Origin of the sequence: Variovorax ginsengisoli (assembly GCF_030811835.1) — a bacterium.
In the GTDB taxonomy this organism is placed as follows: domain Bacteria; phylum Pseudomonadota; class Gammaproteobacteria; order Burkholderiales; family Burkholderiaceae_C; genus Variovorax; species Variovorax ginsengisoli_C.
This window is the reverse complement of the sequence record NZ_JAUSRO010000014.1, coordinates 18,875-37,105: the sequence shown is the minus strand read 5'-3', so window position 1 is coordinate 37,105 and position 18,231 is coordinate 18,875. Positions and strand designations below refer to the sequence as shown.

The 18,231-nt window shown below is 62.8% G+C and carries 19 protein-coding genes; 13 read left to right on the top strand and 6 right to left on the bottom strand.

Annotation, left to right across the window (positions count from 1 at the left end; all coding sequences use genetic code 11):
• Positions 1–6 precede the first annotated feature (6 nt).
• The 5 genes from guaA to J2W36_RS20050 all read left to right on the top strand — a co-directional run bounded on the left by guaA (position 7) and on the right by J2W36_RS20050 (position 5,058).
• Positions 7–1,626, top strand: a complete 1,620-nt coding sequence (guaA, locus tag J2W36_RS20070; RefSeq protein WP_307691541.1) for a glutamine-hydrolyzing GMP synthase — start codon at positions 7–9, stop codon at positions 1,624–1,626.
• 575 nt (positions 1,627–2,201) lie between these two features.
• Positions 2,202–3,011 carry an AraC family transcriptional regulator gene (locus J2W36_RS20065; protein ID WP_307691540.1) on the top strand — a complete coding sequence of 270 codons (810 nt, stop codon included), beginning with the start codon at positions 2,202–2,204 and terminating at the stop codon, positions 3,009–3,011.
• A gap of 91 nt (positions 3,012–3,102) precedes the next feature.
• Positions 3,103–3,774 (top strand): B3/B4 domain-containing protein, encoded by a 672-nt coding sequence (locus J2W36_RS20060; RefSeq protein ID WP_370869360.1) that lies wholly within the window; start codon positions 3,103–3,105, stop codon positions 3,772–3,774.
• Entirely contained in the window at positions 3,771–4,382 is a 612-nt protein-coding gene (locus J2W36_RS20055; RefSeq protein ID WP_307691538.1) for a LysE family translocator, read from the top strand. Before J2W36_RS20060 ends, J2W36_RS20055 begins: the two co-directional genes overlap by 4 nt.
• A gap of 163 nt (positions 4,383–4,545) precedes the next feature.
• On the top strand, positions 4,546–5,058 hold the full coding sequence (locus tag J2W36_RS20050) for a hypothetical protein (protein WP_370869363.1): 513 nt from the start codon (positions 4,546–4,548) through the stop codon (positions 5,056–5,058).
• A 69-nt stretch (positions 5,059–5,127) separates the two neighbouring features.
• Here J2W36_RS20050 and J2W36_RS20045 read toward each other — a convergent pair whose 3' ends face one another.
• Entirely contained in the window at positions 5,128–5,787 is a 660-nt protein-coding gene (locus tag J2W36_RS20045) for a helix-turn-helix transcriptional regulator (RefSeq protein WP_307691536.1), read from the bottom strand.
• Positions 5,788–5,854: 67 nt separating this feature from the next.
• Between J2W36_RS20045 and J2W36_RS20040 the strand changes: the two genes are divergently transcribed.
• A complete protein-coding gene (locus J2W36_RS20040) occupies positions 5,855–7,300 on the top strand; it encodes an MFS transporter (RefSeq protein WP_307691535.1) in 1,446 nt (481 codons plus the stop codon).
• A complete protein-coding gene (locus J2W36_RS20035) occupies positions 7,297–7,782 on the top strand; it encodes a DUF2165 family protein (RefSeq protein WP_307691534.1) in 486 nt (161 codons plus the stop codon). Before J2W36_RS20040 ends, J2W36_RS20035 begins: the two co-directional genes overlap by 4 nt.
• 112 nt (positions 7,783–7,894) lie before the next feature.
• On the opposite strand, the gene J2W36_RS20030 is transcribed toward J2W36_RS20035, so the two are convergent.
• Complete coding sequence (locus J2W36_RS20030) at positions 7,895–8,275, bottom strand: GFA family protein (protein ID WP_307691533.1); 381 nt, start codon at positions 8,273–8,275, stop codon at positions 7,895–7,897.
• 66 nt (positions 8,276–8,341) lie between these two features.
• Complete coding sequence (locus tag J2W36_RS20025) at positions 8,342–9,403, bottom strand: DMT family transporter (protein ID WP_370869359.1); 1,062 nt, start codon at positions 9,401–9,403, stop codon at positions 8,342–8,344.
• Between J2W36_RS20025 and J2W36_RS20020 the strand changes: the two genes are divergently transcribed.
• The 4 genes from J2W36_RS20020 (at position 9,385) to J2W36_RS20005 (ending at position 13,707) form a co-directional block, all read left to right on the top strand.
• Entirely contained in the window at positions 9,385–9,954 is a 570-nt protein-coding gene (locus J2W36_RS20020) for an XRE family transcriptional regulator (RefSeq protein ID WP_307691532.1), read from the top strand. The genes J2W36_RS20025 and J2W36_RS20020 overlap by 19 nt on opposite strands.
• 289 nt (positions 9,955–10,243) lie before the next feature.
• Positions 10,244–11,605 carry an acyl-CoA dehydrogenase family protein gene (locus J2W36_RS20015; protein WP_307691531.1) on the top strand — a complete coding sequence of 454 codons (1,362 nt, stop codon included), beginning with the start codon at positions 10,244–10,246 and terminating at the stop codon, positions 11,603–11,605.
• A gap of 119 nt (positions 11,606–11,724) precedes the next feature.
• A complete protein-coding gene (locus J2W36_RS20010; protein ID WP_307691530.1) occupies positions 11,725–12,366 on the top strand; it encodes a helix-turn-helix transcriptional regulator in 642 nt (213 codons plus the stop codon).
• Positions 12,367–12,387: 21 nt separating this feature from the next.
• Entirely contained in the window at positions 12,388–13,707 is a 1,320-nt protein-coding gene (locus J2W36_RS20005) for an acyl-CoA dehydrogenase family protein (RefSeq protein ID WP_307691529.1), read from the top strand.
• A 115-nt stretch (positions 13,708–13,822) separates the two neighbouring features.
• Here J2W36_RS20005 and J2W36_RS20000 read toward each other — a convergent pair whose 3' ends face one another.
• Positions 13,823–14,773, bottom strand: coding sequence for an AraC-like ligand-binding domain-containing protein (locus J2W36_RS20000; protein WP_307691527.1), 951 nt, complete (start codon positions 14,771–14,773; stop codon positions 13,823–13,825).
• 249 nt (positions 14,774–15,022) lie between these two features.
• Here J2W36_RS20000 and J2W36_RS19995 point away from each other — a divergent pair, with 249 nt between their 5' ends.
• Positions 15,023–15,451 carry a nuclear transport factor 2 family protein gene (locus J2W36_RS19995; RefSeq protein ID WP_307691526.1) on the top strand — a complete coding sequence of 143 codons (429 nt, stop codon included), beginning with the start codon at positions 15,023–15,025 and terminating at the stop codon, positions 15,449–15,451.
• Between the two features lie 24 nt (positions 15,452–15,475).
• Positions 15,476–16,243, top strand: a complete 768-nt coding sequence (locus J2W36_RS19990) for an SDR family NAD(P)-dependent oxidoreductase (RefSeq protein ID WP_307691525.1) — start codon at positions 15,476–15,478, stop codon at positions 16,241–16,243.
• A gap of 93 nt (positions 16,244–16,336) precedes the next feature.
• Here J2W36_RS19990 and J2W36_RS19985 read toward each other — a convergent pair whose 3' ends face one another.
• Together J2W36_RS19985 and J2W36_RS19980 are read right to left on the bottom strand one after the other, a co-directional pair.
• On the bottom strand, positions 16,337–16,729 hold the full coding sequence (locus J2W36_RS19985) for a hypothetical protein (protein ID WP_307691524.1): 393 nt from the start codon (positions 16,727–16,729) through the stop codon (positions 16,337–16,339).
• A gap of 42 nt (positions 16,730–16,771) precedes the next feature.
• Entirely contained in the window at positions 16,772–18,199 is a 1,428-nt protein-coding gene (locus J2W36_RS19980; RefSeq protein ID WP_307691523.1) for an MFS transporter, read from the bottom strand.
• Positions 18,200–18,231: the final 32 nt, after the last annotated feature.

Here is an 18,231-nt window from a genome sequence, read left to right as displayed (position 1 = left end):
CACGCCATGCAACACGACAAGATCCTCATCCTCGACTTCGGCTCGCAAGTCACTCAACTGATCGCACGCCGCGTGCGCGACGCGCACGTGCTGAGCGAAGTGCACCCTTGCGACGTGAGCGACGAATGGGTGCGTGCCTATGCTGCCGACGGCAGCCTCAAGGGCGTGATCCTTTCAGGCAGCCATGCGAGCGTTTACGAAGACACGACCGACAAGGCGCCGCAGGCCGTGTTCGATCTGGGCGTACCGGTGCTGGGCATCTGCTACGGCATGCAGACCATGGCGCATCAGTTGGGCGGCAAGGTTGAAAGCGGGCACAAGCGCGAATTCGGGGCCGCTGCCGTACGTGCACGCGGCCACACCGCGCTGCTCAAGGACATTGCCGACTTCACCACGCCCGAAGGTCACGGCATGCTCGACGTCTGGATGAGCCACGGCGACAAGGTCACCGAGCTGCCGCCCGGCTTCAAGCTGATGGCAACGACCGACAGTTGCCCGATCGCCGGCATGGCTGACGAGGCCCGCAAGTTCTATGCGGTGCAGTTCCATCCCGAAGTGACCCATACCAAGCAGGGCGATGCCATCCTGCGCCGCTTCGTGCTCGACATCTGCGCGGCCAAGCCCGACTGGGTGATGCGTGACCACATCGCCGAGGCCGTGGCGCTGATTCGCGAGCAGGTGGGCGATGAGGAGGTGATTCTCGGCCTCTCCGGCGGTGTCGACTCGTCGGTGGCCGCGGCGCTGATCCACCGCGCCATCGGCGACCAACTCACCTGCGTCTTCGTCGACCATGGCCTGCTGCGCCTGAACGAGGGTGACCTTGTCATGGAGATGTTCGAGGGCAAGCTCAAGGCGAAGGTGATTCGCGTCGACGCGAGCGAGCTGTTCCTCGGCAAGCTCGCCGGCGTGAGCGATCCCGAAGCCAAGCGCAAGATCATCGGCGGCGAGTTCGTCACCGTGTTCAAGCAGGAGGCGGCCAAGCTGAAGGCCGGTGACGGGGGACACAAAGGTGCGACCTTCCTGGCGCAGGGCACCATCTACCCTGACGTGATCGAGTCGGGCGGCGCCAAGAGCAAAAAGGCAGTCACCATCAAGAGCCACCACAACGTGGGCGGCCTGCCGGAGCAACTCGGCCTGAAGCTGCTCGAGCCATTGCGCGACCTGTTCAAGGACGAAGTCCGTGAACTCGGCGTGGCGCTGGGCTTGCCCCCCGAAATGGTCTACCGCCACCCGTTCCCTGGTCCGGGCCTGGGTGTGCGGATCCTCGGCGAGGTCAAGAAGGAATACGCCGACCTGCTGCGCCGCGCGGACGACATCTTCATCCAGGAACTGCGTAACTTCATCGACCCGGCCACCGGCAAGAGCTGGTACGACCTGACCAGCCAGGCTTTCACCGTGTTCTTGCCGGTCAAGAGCGTCGGCGTGATGGGCGACGGCCGTACTTACGACTACGTGGTGGCACTGCGCGCGGTGCAAACCAGCGACTTCATGACTGCGGACTGGGCAGAGCTGCCCTATGCGCTGCTCAAGAAGGTGTCGGGGCGCATCATCAACGAGGTGCGCGGGATCAACCGCGTGACCTATGACGTGAGCAGCAAGCCGCCGGCGACGATCGAGTGGGAGTGAAACCGGGTCCTTCGGGGACTATCGCCAGCAATCGAAAGTCTTCGTAAGTCGTTGATTCAAAAGGATTTACGTCTCGAAGGCTATCGGTGGCTATCGCCGACCAGCGAAACGGTTTGGCGGTAAAGCTGACGGTAAGAACCGAGCCCGGATTCAGACCCGCTTGCTTACTATCCAGTCTTTCTCGGTCTGGACGGTAAAAAGCTCGCTGAAAAGCTAGGTTTCATGCGGGTTCCCAGGCATCTTCAGGTCTCCTGGCCCCTGACGGTAAAAACCGTCATCACCAGGAGGTAAATCCTCGATGCTGACCGACACTGCGCTACGCAACCTCAAGCCGAAAGCCGCGCCGTACGTTCAAGAGCCGTCTGCTCGTCGAGGTCACCCCGGACTTGCGAGCACTGCTTTCGGTGGCTTGTTCCATGCGGGGGCGCATTGATGGCTCCAGTTGCTCTCTGTACACAGGTCATCATGGTGACTATCGGGAGCGATCTGCACAACTCACTGGGGCGGAGAGGGGAGAGCTTCGTCAGGTCTGCCATTTGAGATGTCTGCAGCCAAGTCATGGAGGCCTGAACAGAATGGAGAACAAGCGAATCAGGTTGTTGCGCTGCCGCAGGAGCGGCGTCGAAGCTGTTACAGCGGACACGACGCTCGTCTTCGGCCGTCACACCCACGATCAGTTCGGCGTCGGCCTGATCGAGCGCGGCGCGCAGAAGTCGGCGAGCGGCCGGGGTGTCGTCGAGGCAAGTGCGGGCGACATCATCACCGTCAATCCCGGCGAGGTGCACGACGGTGCGCCGATCGGTGATGGCGGTCGGTCGTGGCGGATGCTCTACCTGAACCCCGAACTCGTTGCCGAGCTGACCGCCGACATCGCCGAAGGGTGGACGGCAACCGCTGTCGAGTTCACCCAGCCCGCGGTCAGCGACAGACGCATGGCAGACGGTTTCAGGAAGCTCTTCCAGGCGATGACTGCTGGCGATGCAGTCCACGATGGACTTAAGGCGGACGAGACGCTGTTGCTCTTCCTGGGCGGCTTGCTGCAGACCAAGGCCGGCGAGGGACGGTCGGTGCCAGCCGGAATCGCATCGGCACGCGCCTTGATCGACGACGACCCGGTTGCAGCGTTGAGCCTCACCGCCCTGGCACACGAAGCCGGGCTCAGCCGCTACCAGTTCCTGCGCGCCTTCGCGCGAGCAACCGGCCTGACGCCCCACGCCTACCTCATGCAGCGGCGCATCCACCGCGCACGCCAACTGATCGGTCGCGGTGCGCGGCTCGCCGACGCGGCCGCCGACAGCGGCTTTTCCGATCAGAGCCACATGACGCGGCTGTTCGTGCGCAGCTTCGGCATCGCGCCGGGCACCTATGCCAAGGCAGTCGGCTGAGCCAAACGCACCTGCAATTTCATTCAAGACGGCCAGGCGGCCGCAGGCCAGGATCGGGGCTGAATCTCTCCCTTTCACCCGAGGCCTGATCTTGCTGTTCTCCTACGCACCCTGCATTCACCGCGACTTCCCTGAACTTGCCTCACGCGTGCTTCGCCTGGAAGGTGTGACGCCCGCCGCCCCGGCGGCAGACCCCGTGGCCCGCTTCATCGCGCTCGCCAAGCAGCGCATCGCACTCACTGCGGAGAGCGACCTGCCGGAGATCCAGGCTTGGCGGCGCGCTTTCGGGAAGATGGGGCTGAAGCCGACCCAGTACCGCTGCGCCTCCGAAGCGCTGCTTCGCCGGCTTCGCAAGGAAGGCGACTTGCCTTCGGTTCATCCTCTGGTGGACCTTTGCAATGCCGCGTCGGCCGCCTTCGCCATCCCGATCGCGGCCATCGACCTCGACAGGATCGACGGAAACCTCCAGGTGCGGCCCGCCATTGGCACGGAGATCTACGAGACGTTCGCGGGCGACATCGAGCATCCGGAGGTGGGCGAGATCATCTTCGCCGACGAGAGCGACCGCGCCCACGCGCGGCGGTGGGCGAACCGCCAGAGCGGCCATTCGGCAGTGATGGACAGGACCACCCATGCGCTCATCGTGGCGGAGGCCATGCACGACACGGCGGCCACAGATGTCGCTCGGCTGATCGCGACACTCCGAACGACGATCTCAGTGCTCTGGCCTTGCGCAACTCTCACAGAGGTGCAGGTGCCATGAACATCGAGTTCCTGATCACGTCGCTGATCGTCGTCGCTTCACCCGGGACGGGCGCACTCGTGACGTTGGCCGCAGGCCTGTCGCGTGGCGCACGCGCATCGGTCGTCGCAGCCCTGGGCTGCACGCTGGGCATCGTGCCCCACATGCTCGCGGCGATCACCGGTCTGGCTGCGCTCCTGCATGCCAGTGCCCTCGCTTTCGAAGCGATCAAGTACGCCGGCGTCGCCTATCTGGTGTACATGGCATGGATGACGCTCAAGGTGGATGGCCCCTTGAAAATCGAGCCCGACGGCGCCGACCGTTCCGACGGGGAGGTGATCCATCGGGCGATCCTGGTGAACCTGCTCAATCCCAAACTGTCGATCTTCTTCTTTGCCTTCCTGCCGCAGTTTGTCGATCGCGGCGAGGCACGGCCCACGCTTCTCATGCTGGAACTCTCACTGGTCTTCATGGCGATGACGTTCGCGGTCTTCGTGGCCTACGGGGTCTTCGCGGCGAGTGTTCGCGACCGCGTCCTTTCGCGCCCAGGTGTGCTCAAGTGGATGCGGCGGGGCTTCGCGGCCGCTTTCGTGGGGCTCGGGGTGAAGCTGGCGCTGGTGCATCGGTAGGACCAGCTTCTTCGCAATGGTCATATTGCCGCACAAACCGAACGTCTAAGTCGCGCATACGGCCTGAACCGTTTTACGGCAGTTGATTTTTAGAATCGGTTCTATGGAACTGATCGACCGCTACCTGCCGCATTACCAGTTCGCAGAAGCGCACAGTCGCTACATTCCGGCCTCATCAGCACGCGTACTCGACGTCGTCGGTCGGCCTGATGTGGTGGACGACCCGGTCGCTCGCGGCCTGATTGCGCTGCGCGAGATGCCCAATCGGCTCGCAGGTCGTCTGGGCTTTGCGTCCAACCTGCAGCATCGCCCGTCGTTCGGACTCGACAACTTCACCTTCCTGGGGCGAGATGGCAACCACGAAATCGCCTACGGCTTGGCTGGTCGCTTCTGGCAGTCCGATTACGGGCTCGTCCCGGTGGCCGACGCGCCAGCCTTCGCCGCCCTGGAGTCGTCGGGCATCGCCAAGCTGGTGATGAACTTCACGGTGGAGGCCGAGGGGTCTGGCACGCGATTGACGACACGCACGCGCGTCTGGTGCGGCGACGATGCGACCCGCCGCAGCTTTCGCCCTTACTGGCTGCTGATCAGGCCGGCGAGCGGGTGGATCCGGCGGCGTCTCCTGAAACGCGCACACGACGCGGCACTGCAGCCTTCGCCGACGAGCCCTGCCTGAAGGCTCGATCCACGGCCTCCCCGTAGGTCGGTCTTCGCATTTGCATGGCGATCAACACCTAAGCTTCGTTTATGCGTGCTCGACGACGCGGTACACGCACCGGGCGGCACCCGCCAACAGATGCTGTTCACGGCTGACAGAGGCATTCGCGCCGAGAACCTCTTGGAACAGCTGCAGTTCGGAGCGGCAGAAGCCCTGGCAGGTTCGCGCGGCGATGCAGATCGGGCAGTGATCCTCGATCAGTAGCCAGTCCTGGGTGTCACGCTCGACCCGGGCCATGTAGCCCTCTTCGGTGCGCACGGCGGCGAGTTGCTCGAGCCGCTTCTGCAGGGTCGGGCCCTGGCAGACCTGGAGATAGATCGCCTGCGCATCCGCCCCGCGTTGTGCGATCAGTCGATCCATACCTTCTTCGCCGAAGAGCTTGCGTACCGACCCGATCATTTGCACGGTCAGCTGTGCATGTGTGTCCGGGAAGCGGCCGTTGCCGGCCTCGGTCAGCACCCAGTTCTGGCGCGGGCGCCCGACGCCCGGCAGCGTCTCCTGCCGACCCGCGATCAACCCCGACGTCAACAGCTTGTGCACCTGTTGGCGGGCTGCTTCGGGGGTCATTTCCAGCGCCTTTGCCAGCACGGCCGTCGACGCAGGGCCCTTGGTCTTGATGAAGAACAGGATGCGGTCGGCCGTGGGGGCATCTGCTAATTTATCCAAGTTATTGCTTGTGTAATTCATCGGACCAACCTATTATCCAAGTGATTGCTTTGATTTTAAGCCTGTCACATTCCTGCCTGCAAATGCCATGAGCACCCATCCTCATCCCCATCCACCTGTTGCCGCCCCCTGGATCGACCTGTTCAAGGGCCGCAATGGCTGGCTTGCCCTGGCCCTTACGGGGAGCGTGGCGCTGCACGCAGTCAACGTGCACATCGTCACCACGGTCCTGCCGTCGGTAGTCCAGGACATCGGCGGCCTGGACTGGTATGCCTGGAACACCACGCTCTTCGTGGTGGCCTCCATCCTGGGGGCGGTGCTGTCGGTTCGGGTGCTTGCGGTGGCGGGTCCCCGCAATGCCTGCTTGGCCGCTCTGGCGGTCTTCGCGCTGGGTTCGGCCGTCTGTGCAGGCGCGCCGTCGATGCCATGGATGCTGGTCGGGCGCAGTGTGCAGGGGTTGGGTGGCGGCACGTTGGCCGCCCTGAGCTATGCGCTGATACGGATCGTCTTCGCGCCCGCCCTGTGGCCGCGCGCCGTGGCACTGGTCTCGGGCATGTGGGGCGTCGCGACCCTGTGCGGACCGGCGGTGGGCGGTCTGTTTGCGCAGGCCGGACATTGGCGATGGGCCTTCTGGACGCTGCTGCCAGTGTCGCTCGCGCAGGCGCTGGTGGTGGCCATGAAATTGCGCCCGGCCAGCGGTCGGGATCCGGCCGGCCATCGGCACGCAGGCATCCCGCTGGTGCAGGTCGCGTTGCTGATGGCCTCCGTGCTGGCGGTGGCGGCCGGCGGCCTGTCATCGGTGCTGACAGTGCAGGGCGCTGGTGTTGCGGCGGGGTTGGCGCTGGGCGCGGTGGCCATTGCATGGGATCGCCGCGTGCCTGTGCGACTGCTCCCGTCGGGCGCCACGCGCCTGCAATCGCCTCTGGGTGCGGTCTATGCGAGCATCGCCTTGCTGCTGGTCGGCACCACCACCGAGATCTTCGTTCCGTACTTTCTGCAGGTGCTGCACGGCCATACGCCGCTGGCTGCGGGTTACCTCACTGCGGCCATGGCGGCCGGCTGGAGCGCGGGCTCGTTGCTTTCCTCGGGATGCACGGCGGGCCGGGCCGAGCGCCTGCTGCATGCAGGGCCGATGCTGTGCACGGCAGGCCTGCTCGCCCTGGCGGCGCTCATGCCTTCGGGCGCCGGACTGTCGGCGAGCGCATTCACTGCGCTTTGCGGCGTCGCGCTGGCCTGCGTCGGCGCTGGCGTGGGTATCGGATGGCCGCATCTGGTCACACGCGTGCTGACATTGGCGCCGCCCAACGAAACCGACACGGCATCGGCGGCCATCACCACGGTGCAGCTCTATGGCATGGCCATCGGCGCGGCGCTGGCAGGCCTTCTGGCGAATGCGGCGGGTCTCACCCATCCGGGAGGCGAGGCCGGCGCCCAGTCTGCCGCCGCATGGTTGTTCGCCACCTTTGCGCTGGCACCCGCAGCCGCCGCGTTGCTGGCGCGCCGAATCACCCGTCGACAAGGACTTCAACCATGAGCTTGCATCACTCCCTTTGGCTGTTCATGGCCATTCACGCCGTCGGCCTGGCCGTCTGGCTGACCATCAGCGTGATCAACAATTGCCGAGCCTTTAGCGGGTCGACGGCGGCCGTGGGTGCAACGATGTCCATGGCGCCGCTCAAGCAGCCGCCGAACATCGACACGCCGCTGCTTTCGCGGGCGATCGGCTCGCATGCTTTTCATCGCATGGCGCTGTGGGTGGTGCTGGCGTTGCAGGCGGTGGCCGCGGTCGCGTGCTGGACGGGCTGCTGGCAACTGCTGGTCGGGGGAGACCTGGACGCGGCCCGGCCCTGGCTGAATGTTGCCCTGAGCGCCTTCACCGCCTTCCTCTTTGCCATGCATCTTGGCGGCTTATGGTTCGCCTACTGGATTCGGCAGGAAGGGCTGCAGTTGACCCACATCGCCCTGCTGGTCTGGGCGGTCGCGGCGTTCTTCCTTTTCAACACGACGTGGGCATGAGTGGGCCAGGGCCATCCCATTTGGAGTCGACCAGCACAGTGATCTTCGTCAGGCGGCAGGACGATCAGGTCGGATACCCAGCCAGCACAGAACACTAGTCAGCCCCTGGTACTCAAGACAGATCCGCGCCGTTCACGAGTTTGACCGGCACGTCTGCCAGATCCACGCCCTCGAGGCAGCGCGCGTTGATGGCCCATCCGACGAATGGGTGCTTGCCCTCGGCCTTCTCTTGCGCGGTGGGCGCGCTGGGTATGCGAAACGGCATGATCCCGCACCTGGGGCAGAAATAATCCTTGGCGGTCCGCGAGTGCCATTGATAGACGGTCAGGTTCTCCAGCGGCGTATGCAGGCGAAGCGCCGACTTGGGAACCCGGTGAATCAATGCGCCCCGGCGTCTGCATACGGAGCAATTGCAGCTCCGGACGTGGTCGAGATCCATGTCGACCTCGAAGCGGCACGCGCCGCAGTGGCATGAACCTTGGTAAGTTTTCATAGGCTGGGGATTGTCGCCCGCGGTCCTTTTCAAACGACCGTCTTCAGGCCGGATCGCATGACCTGTTCACTGCGACCCCCTGCGAGGCAGGGGAAGCCGCCATCCAAAATTCATGCCCGCTACCGCCGCAAGGGTGGCCACCGCGCCGCCGATCTGCACGGGGCCCAGTCGATGCCCGAAAGCCCACGCATCGACGAGGATCGCAACGATTGGATAGATGAACGAGAGGACACCGACCATGGCGGTCGATATCTTCTGGATTGCGCTGTACAGCAAGGTGGACATCAGGCCGGTGTGAACGAAGCCGATGGCCAACAGCAACCCCCAGACGCGCCATGGGGATTCGCCGCTCGGCCCAGCCGCGAAAGGCATCAGCAGCAGCGCGCCCACGATCATCTGGATCAGGACGATCAGGCGCGGCGGCACTTCCTTCAGGCGCTTGGCCATGGCCGCGGCCAGCGCGTAGAAGAACGCGGCTGCCAGCGCCAGTCCGACGCCGGCCAGGTCGTTGGATGCGTGCCCACCGGCTTGATGTCCTCCAATGACGATAAGCAGGACACCGCCGAAAGCCACGCCGAGCCATCCGGCTTTGGGCGCCGTCAGCTTTTCCCCAAAGAACAATGCGCCCAGCGCCACCAGCATGAACGGCTGGGTGTGGTAGGTCACCGTAGCGATTGCAATGGAGGCGTGCGAGTAAGCCGCAAATAGCAGGATCCAGCTGGCCGTCAGTGCGCAACCGCCCAAGGCGGCCATGCCCGCCTGCTTCGCAGTGATCGCACGGCTGCGCAACAGACCCCCGCTGATGCAGGCCATCAGCATGGCGACCGCGCCGAATGCACAGCGCCAGAAGACGACGGAGATTGCGGGCATTCCCGTTTGAAGCACGAACCAGCCGACCGTGCCGGCGATGACCATGGCGATGGTCATCTCCCATGTTCCTGAGGTTCTTGAGTGCAAGATAGGTCCTGTGATGGGGTGCCATCTGGGGTGAGATGCCAGATGGCCAGAAAGAACGTCGTTCGATATGCCGAACAATTGGTCGATATGTTGCCCATAAAAGAGTTGTTCGTCAAATAGAACATGTGTTTGTTTTGGTGATAATCCGAACGATGTCGCCCCGTCATACAACCACTCCTTCGCCGATCGGTCTCCTGTCTGTCGCTGTGAGGCGCGAGCGCGAACGTCTTGGCCTGTCTGTGTCGGAGCTGGCCAAACGTGCGGGCGTCGCCAAGTCGACGCTCTCTCAACTCGAGGCCGGTGTCGGGAACCCGAGCCTGGAGACGCTATGGGCGCTGGCGACCGCACTGAACGTGCAAGTCACCCAACTCATTGCCCAGCCCCGTTCCGAGGTCCGGGTGATCCGGGCAAACGAAGGTGTGGCACTGAGGGCGGAGCAGTCGAACTACGCAGCCACGTTGCTGGCGGTCTGCCCCGCCGGCGTTCAACGTGATCTCTATCGCCTCGCGGTCGAGCCTGGTGCGCCCCGCGAATCCGCGCCGCATGCGCCGGGTACGGTCGAACACATCGTCATCTGCAGCGGGCGTGCCCGACTGGGGCCGGTCGGGCAACTGGTCGAACTTCTCCCGGGCGACTACGCAAGCTATTCGGCCAGTGAAGGGCACGTGTTCGAGGCGCTCGAGCCTCACACCACCGCGGTCATGCTGATCGAGCACAGTTGACGCTGAGCGACGCTCGCCAGGCATCCCTCCGCCGTTTCGGCACGTTCCCGGACATGTCTGGCTTACTGTCCGGATGTCAGCACAGAGCAACCGCACCAGAACAGCTTGCCCTGCACGCCAACCACCCTTTTGCTTGCCAAAAGGGTGCGCAATGAGGGTGTCGCACGCCTGCTTTCGACATTAATTAATGGCATAAGCTTTGCTTTGTGGGAAGGCCACCCAGTTGGACACACGGAAGGCGGATGTCCAAGCCAGTGGTTTCCTCAACCCTTCTCACAAAGGTATCGAAATGGCTATCGACTTCACCATGTCCACGGAACAGAAAAAGATCCAGGCGACAGCACGCGATTTCGCGGAGAACGTTCTGGCGCCTGTTATCCCGGGGGCCGACCAGGATCCCGACCCGTTGCAGGCCCACGCCAGGACCAAGCCGGCCTATGTGGAGGCTTATAAGCGCGGCATTGCCATGGCGATGCTCCCCGCGGCCTATGGTGGGGGCGGCATGTCGTGCCTTGACTTCACCATCGCGGCAGAGGAAATCTGCGCCGTCGACCCAGGGTTTGCATGCACGGTCCTGTGCAACGGATTGGGCCTGATGCCTGTGTCCTGGTACGGCTCGGAGGAGCAGAAAAAGCGCTTCATCGGCGCAGCCACGTCCGACCCCACGCACGAATACCTCGGTGGCTGGACGGCCGGCGAGCCGCCCGGCGGCACCGGCGGAACCGCGAACTTTGACAGCCCGCTTGCCGCCGCCGGCATCGGCCTGACGGCGGTACTGGACGGTGACCATTACATTCTCAACGGCACGAAAAAGTGGTCGTCTGCGGGCGGTTGGGACGCACGCGGCGTGAACGCGCAGACCGTCATCGTGCGCACCAACAGCAAAGTGGGCGGAACGCAAGGTCTGTCGGCGCTCATTGTTGAGCGCGGAACGCCCGGCATTACCTACACTTTCCTCGACAAGGAAGCGCACCGGACCGCATCCAACGCCCTGATCCAGTTCACCAATGCGCGCGTACCGGTCGATAACCTGCTTCCGGGCGCCGAAGGAAATGGCGACCTGGTCATCAATCGCAACTTCGCGTGGTCGGGCCCTGTGGCCGCCATTGCTGCTGTGGGCGTTGCACGCGCAGCCTATGAGGCTGCGCTGAAGTTCGCGAAGAAGAACACGTCGGGCTCGTTGACCCCGATCATCCAGTTCCAGAACGTCGGCTACGTGCTGGGCGATGTCGCGGCCAAGATCGAATCGGCCCGCTACTTCGCCTGGCGCGCCTCCGACTATCTGGACAAGCACGACCAGCATGCCGAACTGGTCGGCGCCATGTGCAAGATCAATGTCACCGAGACGATGTTCGACTGCGTCTACAAGTGCATGCAGATCGTGGGTGTCAACAGCCTGAGCAAGGAGTACACCTTCAATAAGTACCTGCGCGATGCGGCTCTGCTACCGATCTACGATGGCGGCAACATGGGAATGCAACGTCGGCGCGTGCATGGCGTTCTGGCACACGAGAGTTTCAATCCGCGCGCGGCGATGGACGACGAGTCCGTGTACTTCTCCAAGGAGATGGAGTCGATCGGCACAGTGGCGGACCTGTACAAATCCACCACTGCGCTTCCTGAGGCGACGCAGGAAGCGGTCGCCGCGTAACCGTCACGCCCGCCGAGCCCACGCCGCGCCAAGCTCCTGAGGCTTGTGCAGGTCGCGGGCTCGTTGCCTGGCCTTGCACATGACATGGGCGGCAGGAGTGCATGGATAATTGTGTGCTCATGGACCTCATCGTTATCGGCGACAGCCGCCACCAGATACTGAGCCACTTGCTCGAGCAGAAGATGGGTGCGACCGTCGAGGAGTTGATGGGTGTTCTGAAGGTCAGCCGCACGTCGATCAATCAGCACATCGCTGTGCTGGAGCGCGAAGGCTACGTCCGCAAGGCCGAGCAACGGCGCACGGCGGGCCGGCCGGTTCGCTGCTATGCCTTGACCGAGAACGGACAGAATTTCTTTCCCAAGAAGTATTCCTGGTTCTCCAAGGTGCTGTTATCGACGCTGCAGGAGCAGCTCGGCGACGACAAGCTGTCGTCCTACATGTACGACCTCGGACTGAAGATGTCCGCCGATCTCATTCCGCGGCTGGTGGGCAAGAACCGCATCGAGCGCGTCGCCGAGATCGTTCGCATCATGAACGAGACCGGTTTTCGGGCCTCCGAGATTGATGCAGAGCCTTCCGACAAGTTGCCCCGTGTCGAGTGCACGAATTGTGTTTACCACGACTTGGCCAAGGATTACCCCGCTGTCTGCCGGTTCGATATCGGCTTTCTGTCGGGGCTCATGGGCGCGGAAGTCGAGCACCAATCTTGCATGCACCGGGAAGCGACGGCCTGTCGTTTCCGCTTCAAGCCATATTCCTAGTTCCTTCCTGGAGAGCAGCGCATGGCCATCGATTTCACGTTGACCGGTGCTCAAAAGAAGCTGCAGCGAAATGCGCGCGATTTCGCCTGCGAGATCCTGCAGCCGATCGTTCAGGCCGCCGACGAAGAACCGGACACGCAGAAGGCTTTCCAGATGATGCGGGGCGCTTACATCGAGTGCTACAAGCTCGGCTTCGCGACCGGTTTCCTGCCGCGCGAATACGGTGGCGGCGGCATCAGCAATCTCGATCTGCAGATCGTCTCAGAAGAGATCGCAGCGATCGATCCGGGCTTCGCGACCATTCTGTTGGTCAACGGACTGGCCCTCATGCCCCTGGCCTGGTTCGGCTCGGGCGAACAGAAGCAGCAGTGGCTGACGCAAGCGACCAGCGATCCGCGTGGCGAGTACCTTGCCGGCTGGACCGTGAGCGAGGCGGTAGGAGCGAGTTCGGGAGGCACCGCGAACTTCGACCATCCCGACGCCGCACCCGCAGGCATCGGACTCGTTGCTCGACACGACAAAGGCCGCGGCGAATACGTGCTCAACGGCACCAAGTACTGGCCATGCAACTCGGGCGGATGGGATCTTCAGGGTGCCAATGTCAATGTCTGCATCGTTCGCACTGCCGAGGACAAGGGCGGTACGGAAGGACTCAGCGCCATGCTTGTTCCACGAGGCACGGCGGGGGTGCGGTACGAACAACCGATCTCCAAGATCGGCCACCGGCTGTGTCAGAACAACAGCATTGTTTTCGAAGACTGTCGCGTTCCGGAGGAGAACCTGTTCGCTGCGGGTGACGGCGATCTCGTCATCAGCAAAGCGTTCACGTGGTCGGGACCGGTGGCCGCCATCGCTGCCGTGGGCGTTGCCCGCTCGGCTTATGAATACGTGCTCCACTGGGCCAAAACGCGCACTGCGGGCGGTCGCACGCCCATCATCCACCAGCAAGCGGTGGGCTACCTGCTGGCAGATATCGCCATGAAGATCGAGGCGTGTCGAGCCTTTTCCTGGAAGGCTGCGCACTATCTGGACCAGCATGCGAGCGAGGGCCACGTGGCTGGGGCCATGGCGAAAGTGTTTTGTGGAGAGACGCTCTTCCCCGTCGTTTTTCGCGCGATGCAGGTGATGGGCGTCAACGCTCTGGACCGCCGCAACCCGATGGAAAAGTTTCTGCGTGAAGCTGCGGTATTCCCGCTCTACGACGCTGGCAACGTTGGCATGCAGATGCGAAAGATCTGGGGCGCGATGAGCGATCCGGCGTTCGATCCGCGTGCCATCGCCCAGTCGCGGGCCATGCCCTTCAGCAAGTCGATGGAGGCGGCAGGATTGCGGACGCCTTAGACCACGGCACAAGCAACGCCTGATCGGCGCAATCGTGACCGTCCAACTCCCAGAAGGCCCTTCAACCCGTAGAAGGCAAGTCAGCCATTGAGGCAACGCATGAATCGCTTGGCTGTCATTGAGTCCGCGACTTCTGAGCAAAGGAGCGTGGCGACGCACCGTAGTGCTGCTTGAACAGGCGTGAGAAATGTGATGCGTCGTTAAAGCCCCAGCGCATCGCGATGTCTAACACCGCCGGGCACGCGGTTGTCGAGAGCTCTCTGGCACAAGCTTCGAGACGTCGCGCACGAATGAATCCGCTGACGGAAAGTGGCTCTGACTCAAAGAGCGAGTAAATGTAGCGGCGAGAGATGTTGAACCGCGCCGCGATGCTTTCAGGGCTGAGCAAAGGGTCTGTCAGATGATCGTCGATGTAGCTTTCAATCGTGCGGCGCAGGGCGCCACGGATCGTCGAATCATCCCGCGCCGATGGGTCGGTGGACGAACCCAGCGTCAGTCCAAGCAGATCGGTGAGCGCGCTGCTCAGTCCCTCCTGCTTGCTCACGGTCAATGAATCATCCAGCGTCCCGAGCGAGCGTGCAAACTGAGTGGCAACCAAGCCCAAGCCCGTCGACCCGCCGATGCGGCGCGCGGTGGCGTGGCGCAGCGTTCCGACGCGTCGACCGAGCTGATGGCGCGGAATACGGAAGGACAGTACCTGCCAGTTGCTGCTGTACGCCAGGAAGTAGGGGCGCGTGGTGTCAACGATGTAGAACTCGTTGGGCCGCACCAAGGTCTCGCGCCCGTCCTGTCGCACAAAACAGGTGCCTTGCTGCTGGAAGTTTGCAAAGCAGAATTCAACCGGGTCTCGTCGGATTTCTTGCAGGCGTCGGTCATTGTGTTGAGCAGACGCAGAAATCATCGTTTGCGTTGTTTCGCCAAAGGAACGAGAGCGCACAGAGCCTCGAAACACGGGCTCGCTGTCAATTCGGATCGGGTTCAGCGAAACGAATGCCTCGCACAGGACTTCGCGCCAGTAGCTGAACTGCTCGTGGGAAGCCACAGCGTCGGTAGTCCAGGTTTGCATTGATGCACCTCGTTGAAGCCATCTATTGGCAAGTGGCGGAAGCACGCAAAACGCGTGCCAAAACGAAGGCGCAGCGCAGGCACTGCGGGAACGAATCGTCAAGTCACCGTGCACTTCCTGACAAGACGCCAGAAGTCCTCGTCCGTACCTTCGGTGCTGTCGGTCCAACATGCCCGCTCAGTTTTATTTGTGGCGAATCATCCGACAGCCCCAACGAATCAATCTGCACAACCTTCACAGGAGTAATAAATGACTGCCTCTGCCGATCCATTCAAAACCGCGTCGATCCAGGAGATCAAAGAACTGAACGCACGATACAACTTCGCAGTCGACGAGCGTGAGCCAGATGCCTGGGCCAACTGCTTCACGAAGAATGGTGTCTTCAACGCCTTGCTCGAGGGCGAGCGACCTGTCGGCACCGAACAACTCAAGAAATTCGTTTACACCGTGAACGAAGCTTTTGGACAGATGCACCATCTCACCACCAACGAGATCATCACGTTCGATGGAAACACGGCGCGGCAGAAGTGCTATTTGATGTTTTTCTACAAGAAAAACGGCGTGCTCGAGGGAACCCTCTGCACCTATGACGATTGGCTCGAAATGGAAGAAGGTGCATGGAAATACAGCCGCCGCGACGTATTTGTCAAAGCCAAGTTCACCGATCTCAAAGACTAACGCTCAACCTGCATTGGAGATAATATGGAATTCAAAGACAAAGTCGTGTTGATCACCGGGGCGGCTGGCGGCATTGGCAAGACCACGGTGCGTGCTTTCTACGATCAAGGTGCCAATCTGGCGCTGGTCGACCTGCACCAAAACGCGTTAGAAGTGCTTGCGGCGGATCTAGAGCTTTCTGCTGAGCGGGTGCTTCTCATTGCTGGCGATGTGAGCCAGGAGGGCGATGTGCAGCGCTACGTCCAAGCGACTACCGAAAGATTTGGTCGCATTGACATTTTCTTCAATAACGCAGGTATAGAAGGCAAGCCGGGTTCCCTGGTCGAGACGGACGCCGCTACTTTGGATGCCATTCTCGACGTCAATGTCAAAGGTTCTTTCTTTGGCATCAAACACGTGCTGGGCGTCATGCTCGAGCAGAAAGCAGGTTCCATCGTCAATACGTCTTCAATGGCTGGCCTCATCGGTTTTCCTGCGTTAGGTGTGTATACAGCATCGAAACATGCGGTGATTGGCTTGACCCGAGTCGCGGCGCAGGAATCGGCGCACGCGGGCATTCGAGTCAACGCCGTTTGCCCTGGGCCCGTCAATACGCGAATGATGCGCGGCATCGAGGCGGGTCTTTCTACGGACACGGAATCGATCAAGTCGCAATTTGCTTCTTTGGTCGGATTGAAGCGCTATGCAGAGCCTGAGGAAATCACGCAGGTTGTTTTGTTCCTTGCGTCGGATAGAGCATCTTACGTGACCGGGAGCATCTACACGGCGGATGGTGGTATGACAGGCATGTGAACGCGAGATTGAAAGATCTCTGCGAGGAATAGCATGGAAAGACGCTGGAGACAACCGCTTGCAGTCGCCGCTGGAGGGCGTGTTCCTCAGCACTCAACCCGCAATCGCCAAGCCATCGGCGCAAGCCTGCTCCAGCGTCGCGGCCATGCGCATTGGAATGCCAAAGGCTTTCTCCGCCATGGCCGACTGGGCGGCCAGCGCTGTGCGCCGTACGTCGTCGGGCTCGACGCTGATGACGGCCTTGCAGCAAGCGCCCAGTGCCTGTTTGTTCTGCTTGAGCCAGAGGCCTCGCCGCTTGCGATCTTCATGTGCTTCCTCCGCTCGGGCTTGGGGATGAACCAGCACGAAGGCCTTTCCATGGGCCAAAAGCGCCTGCATCTCGCGCTCCCATTGGGCTGCGTAACCGGGCGATGTTTCGCCTTTCGCGAGAACCAATGGGAACCGTGCGACGTCGTGAAGGGTGAAGTCTGCGGAATTCAAGGTCATGCTTTTCTCCTGTGTCGATATTCATCCAAGGTGGCGGAAATTTCAGGCCGGCGGCCCCAGGCGCAAGGACACCAGGCCGCACAGCAAGGCCAGGCCCGCTGCCGTGAAGAATGCGGCATGGTTGCCGGCCAGCACGGCGCTCTGTGCATCGATGCCTGTGGGCTGCTCCTGCACGATGGCTCCGGCCAGCGTTGCCAGTGCGGCCACCCCCAGCGCGCCGCCCAGTTGGCGCGCGGTGTTGGCCAGCCCGGAGGCCAGGCCGGCGTCCTGCATCGGCACGCCCGAGGTCACCGCATGCGTGGCCGCCAGGATCAGCAGGCCCAGGCCAGTGCCGACCAGCAGCGTCGGCCCGAGCACGTCGTGCATGAACGCCGCTTGTGCAGGCAATCGGCCCAGCCAGGCCAGACCCGCCGCGGCGAGCAACGCGCCCCACAGCGGCAGCCGCCGGCCCGTGCCCGCGCCGATGGTTTTGGTGAACAGCAGCCGCACCGCCGCCAGCATCAGGCCCATCGGCAGCATGGCCAGACCGGTTTCGCGCGCGCCATAGCCCGCGACCTGCTGCAGGCTGGTGGAGATCAGGTAAATCGATGCGGCGAGCAAGGCACCCAGGCCCAGCATCAGGAGGTTGCCTACGGCGAGCCCGGGCAGTCGAAAGATCGACAGGCGCACCAGTGGGCTGGCGCTGCGCCGTTCGATCACAACGAACAACACCCACAGTCCCAGCGCCAAGGCCAGTGCGCCCAGCACAAGTGGTGAACACCAGCCCAGCGCGGTCGATTGGGTGATGCCATAGACCAGCAGTGCGCTGCCTAGCGTAGACGCCAGCGCACCGGGCACGTCGAGTCGTGGTCGTGCTGTCTGCGCCGCGGGTGCGAGCAAGCTGGAAGCGATGCCCGCCATCAGTGCCAGACCGACCGGTACGTTGACGAACATCACCCAGCGCCAGCCTGCGCCTTCGGTCAGTACGCCGCCGATGACCACGCCCAGGGCGAAGCCGGCCGAGTTCAGTGCGGCCCACAGCGACAGTGCACTGGCGCGCGCCTGCTTGTCGTGGTGCGTCGCGGCCAACACCAGCGTCATGGAGGAGGTCGCCAGCACGGCGGCGCCGACGCCCTGCACGGCGCGCGCTGCCAGCAGCAACGCGGCGCCAGAGGCCAGGCCGCCCGCCAGGCTGGAGAGCGTGAAGAGGAACAAGCCGGCCAGCAGCACCGGCCGCCGCCCATAGAGGTCGCCCGCGCGCGCCGCCAGCAGCATGCAGCCGCCGAAGCTCAGCAGATAGGCATCGATCACCCACTGCTGGGCTTCATGGGACAAATGAAGGTCGCGCTGCATCGCCGGCAGCGCCACGTTCACGATGGAGCCGTCCATCACCACCATGAAGGAGGCGAGACAGGCCATCGTGATGACAAGCCACAAGGGCAGGTGAGGGCGCAGCAGGGGCGCGGGAGAGAGAGCGGTGGCGGTGCGCATGAGCACTCCAGTGGTTGGTGATGGCCCAGTGT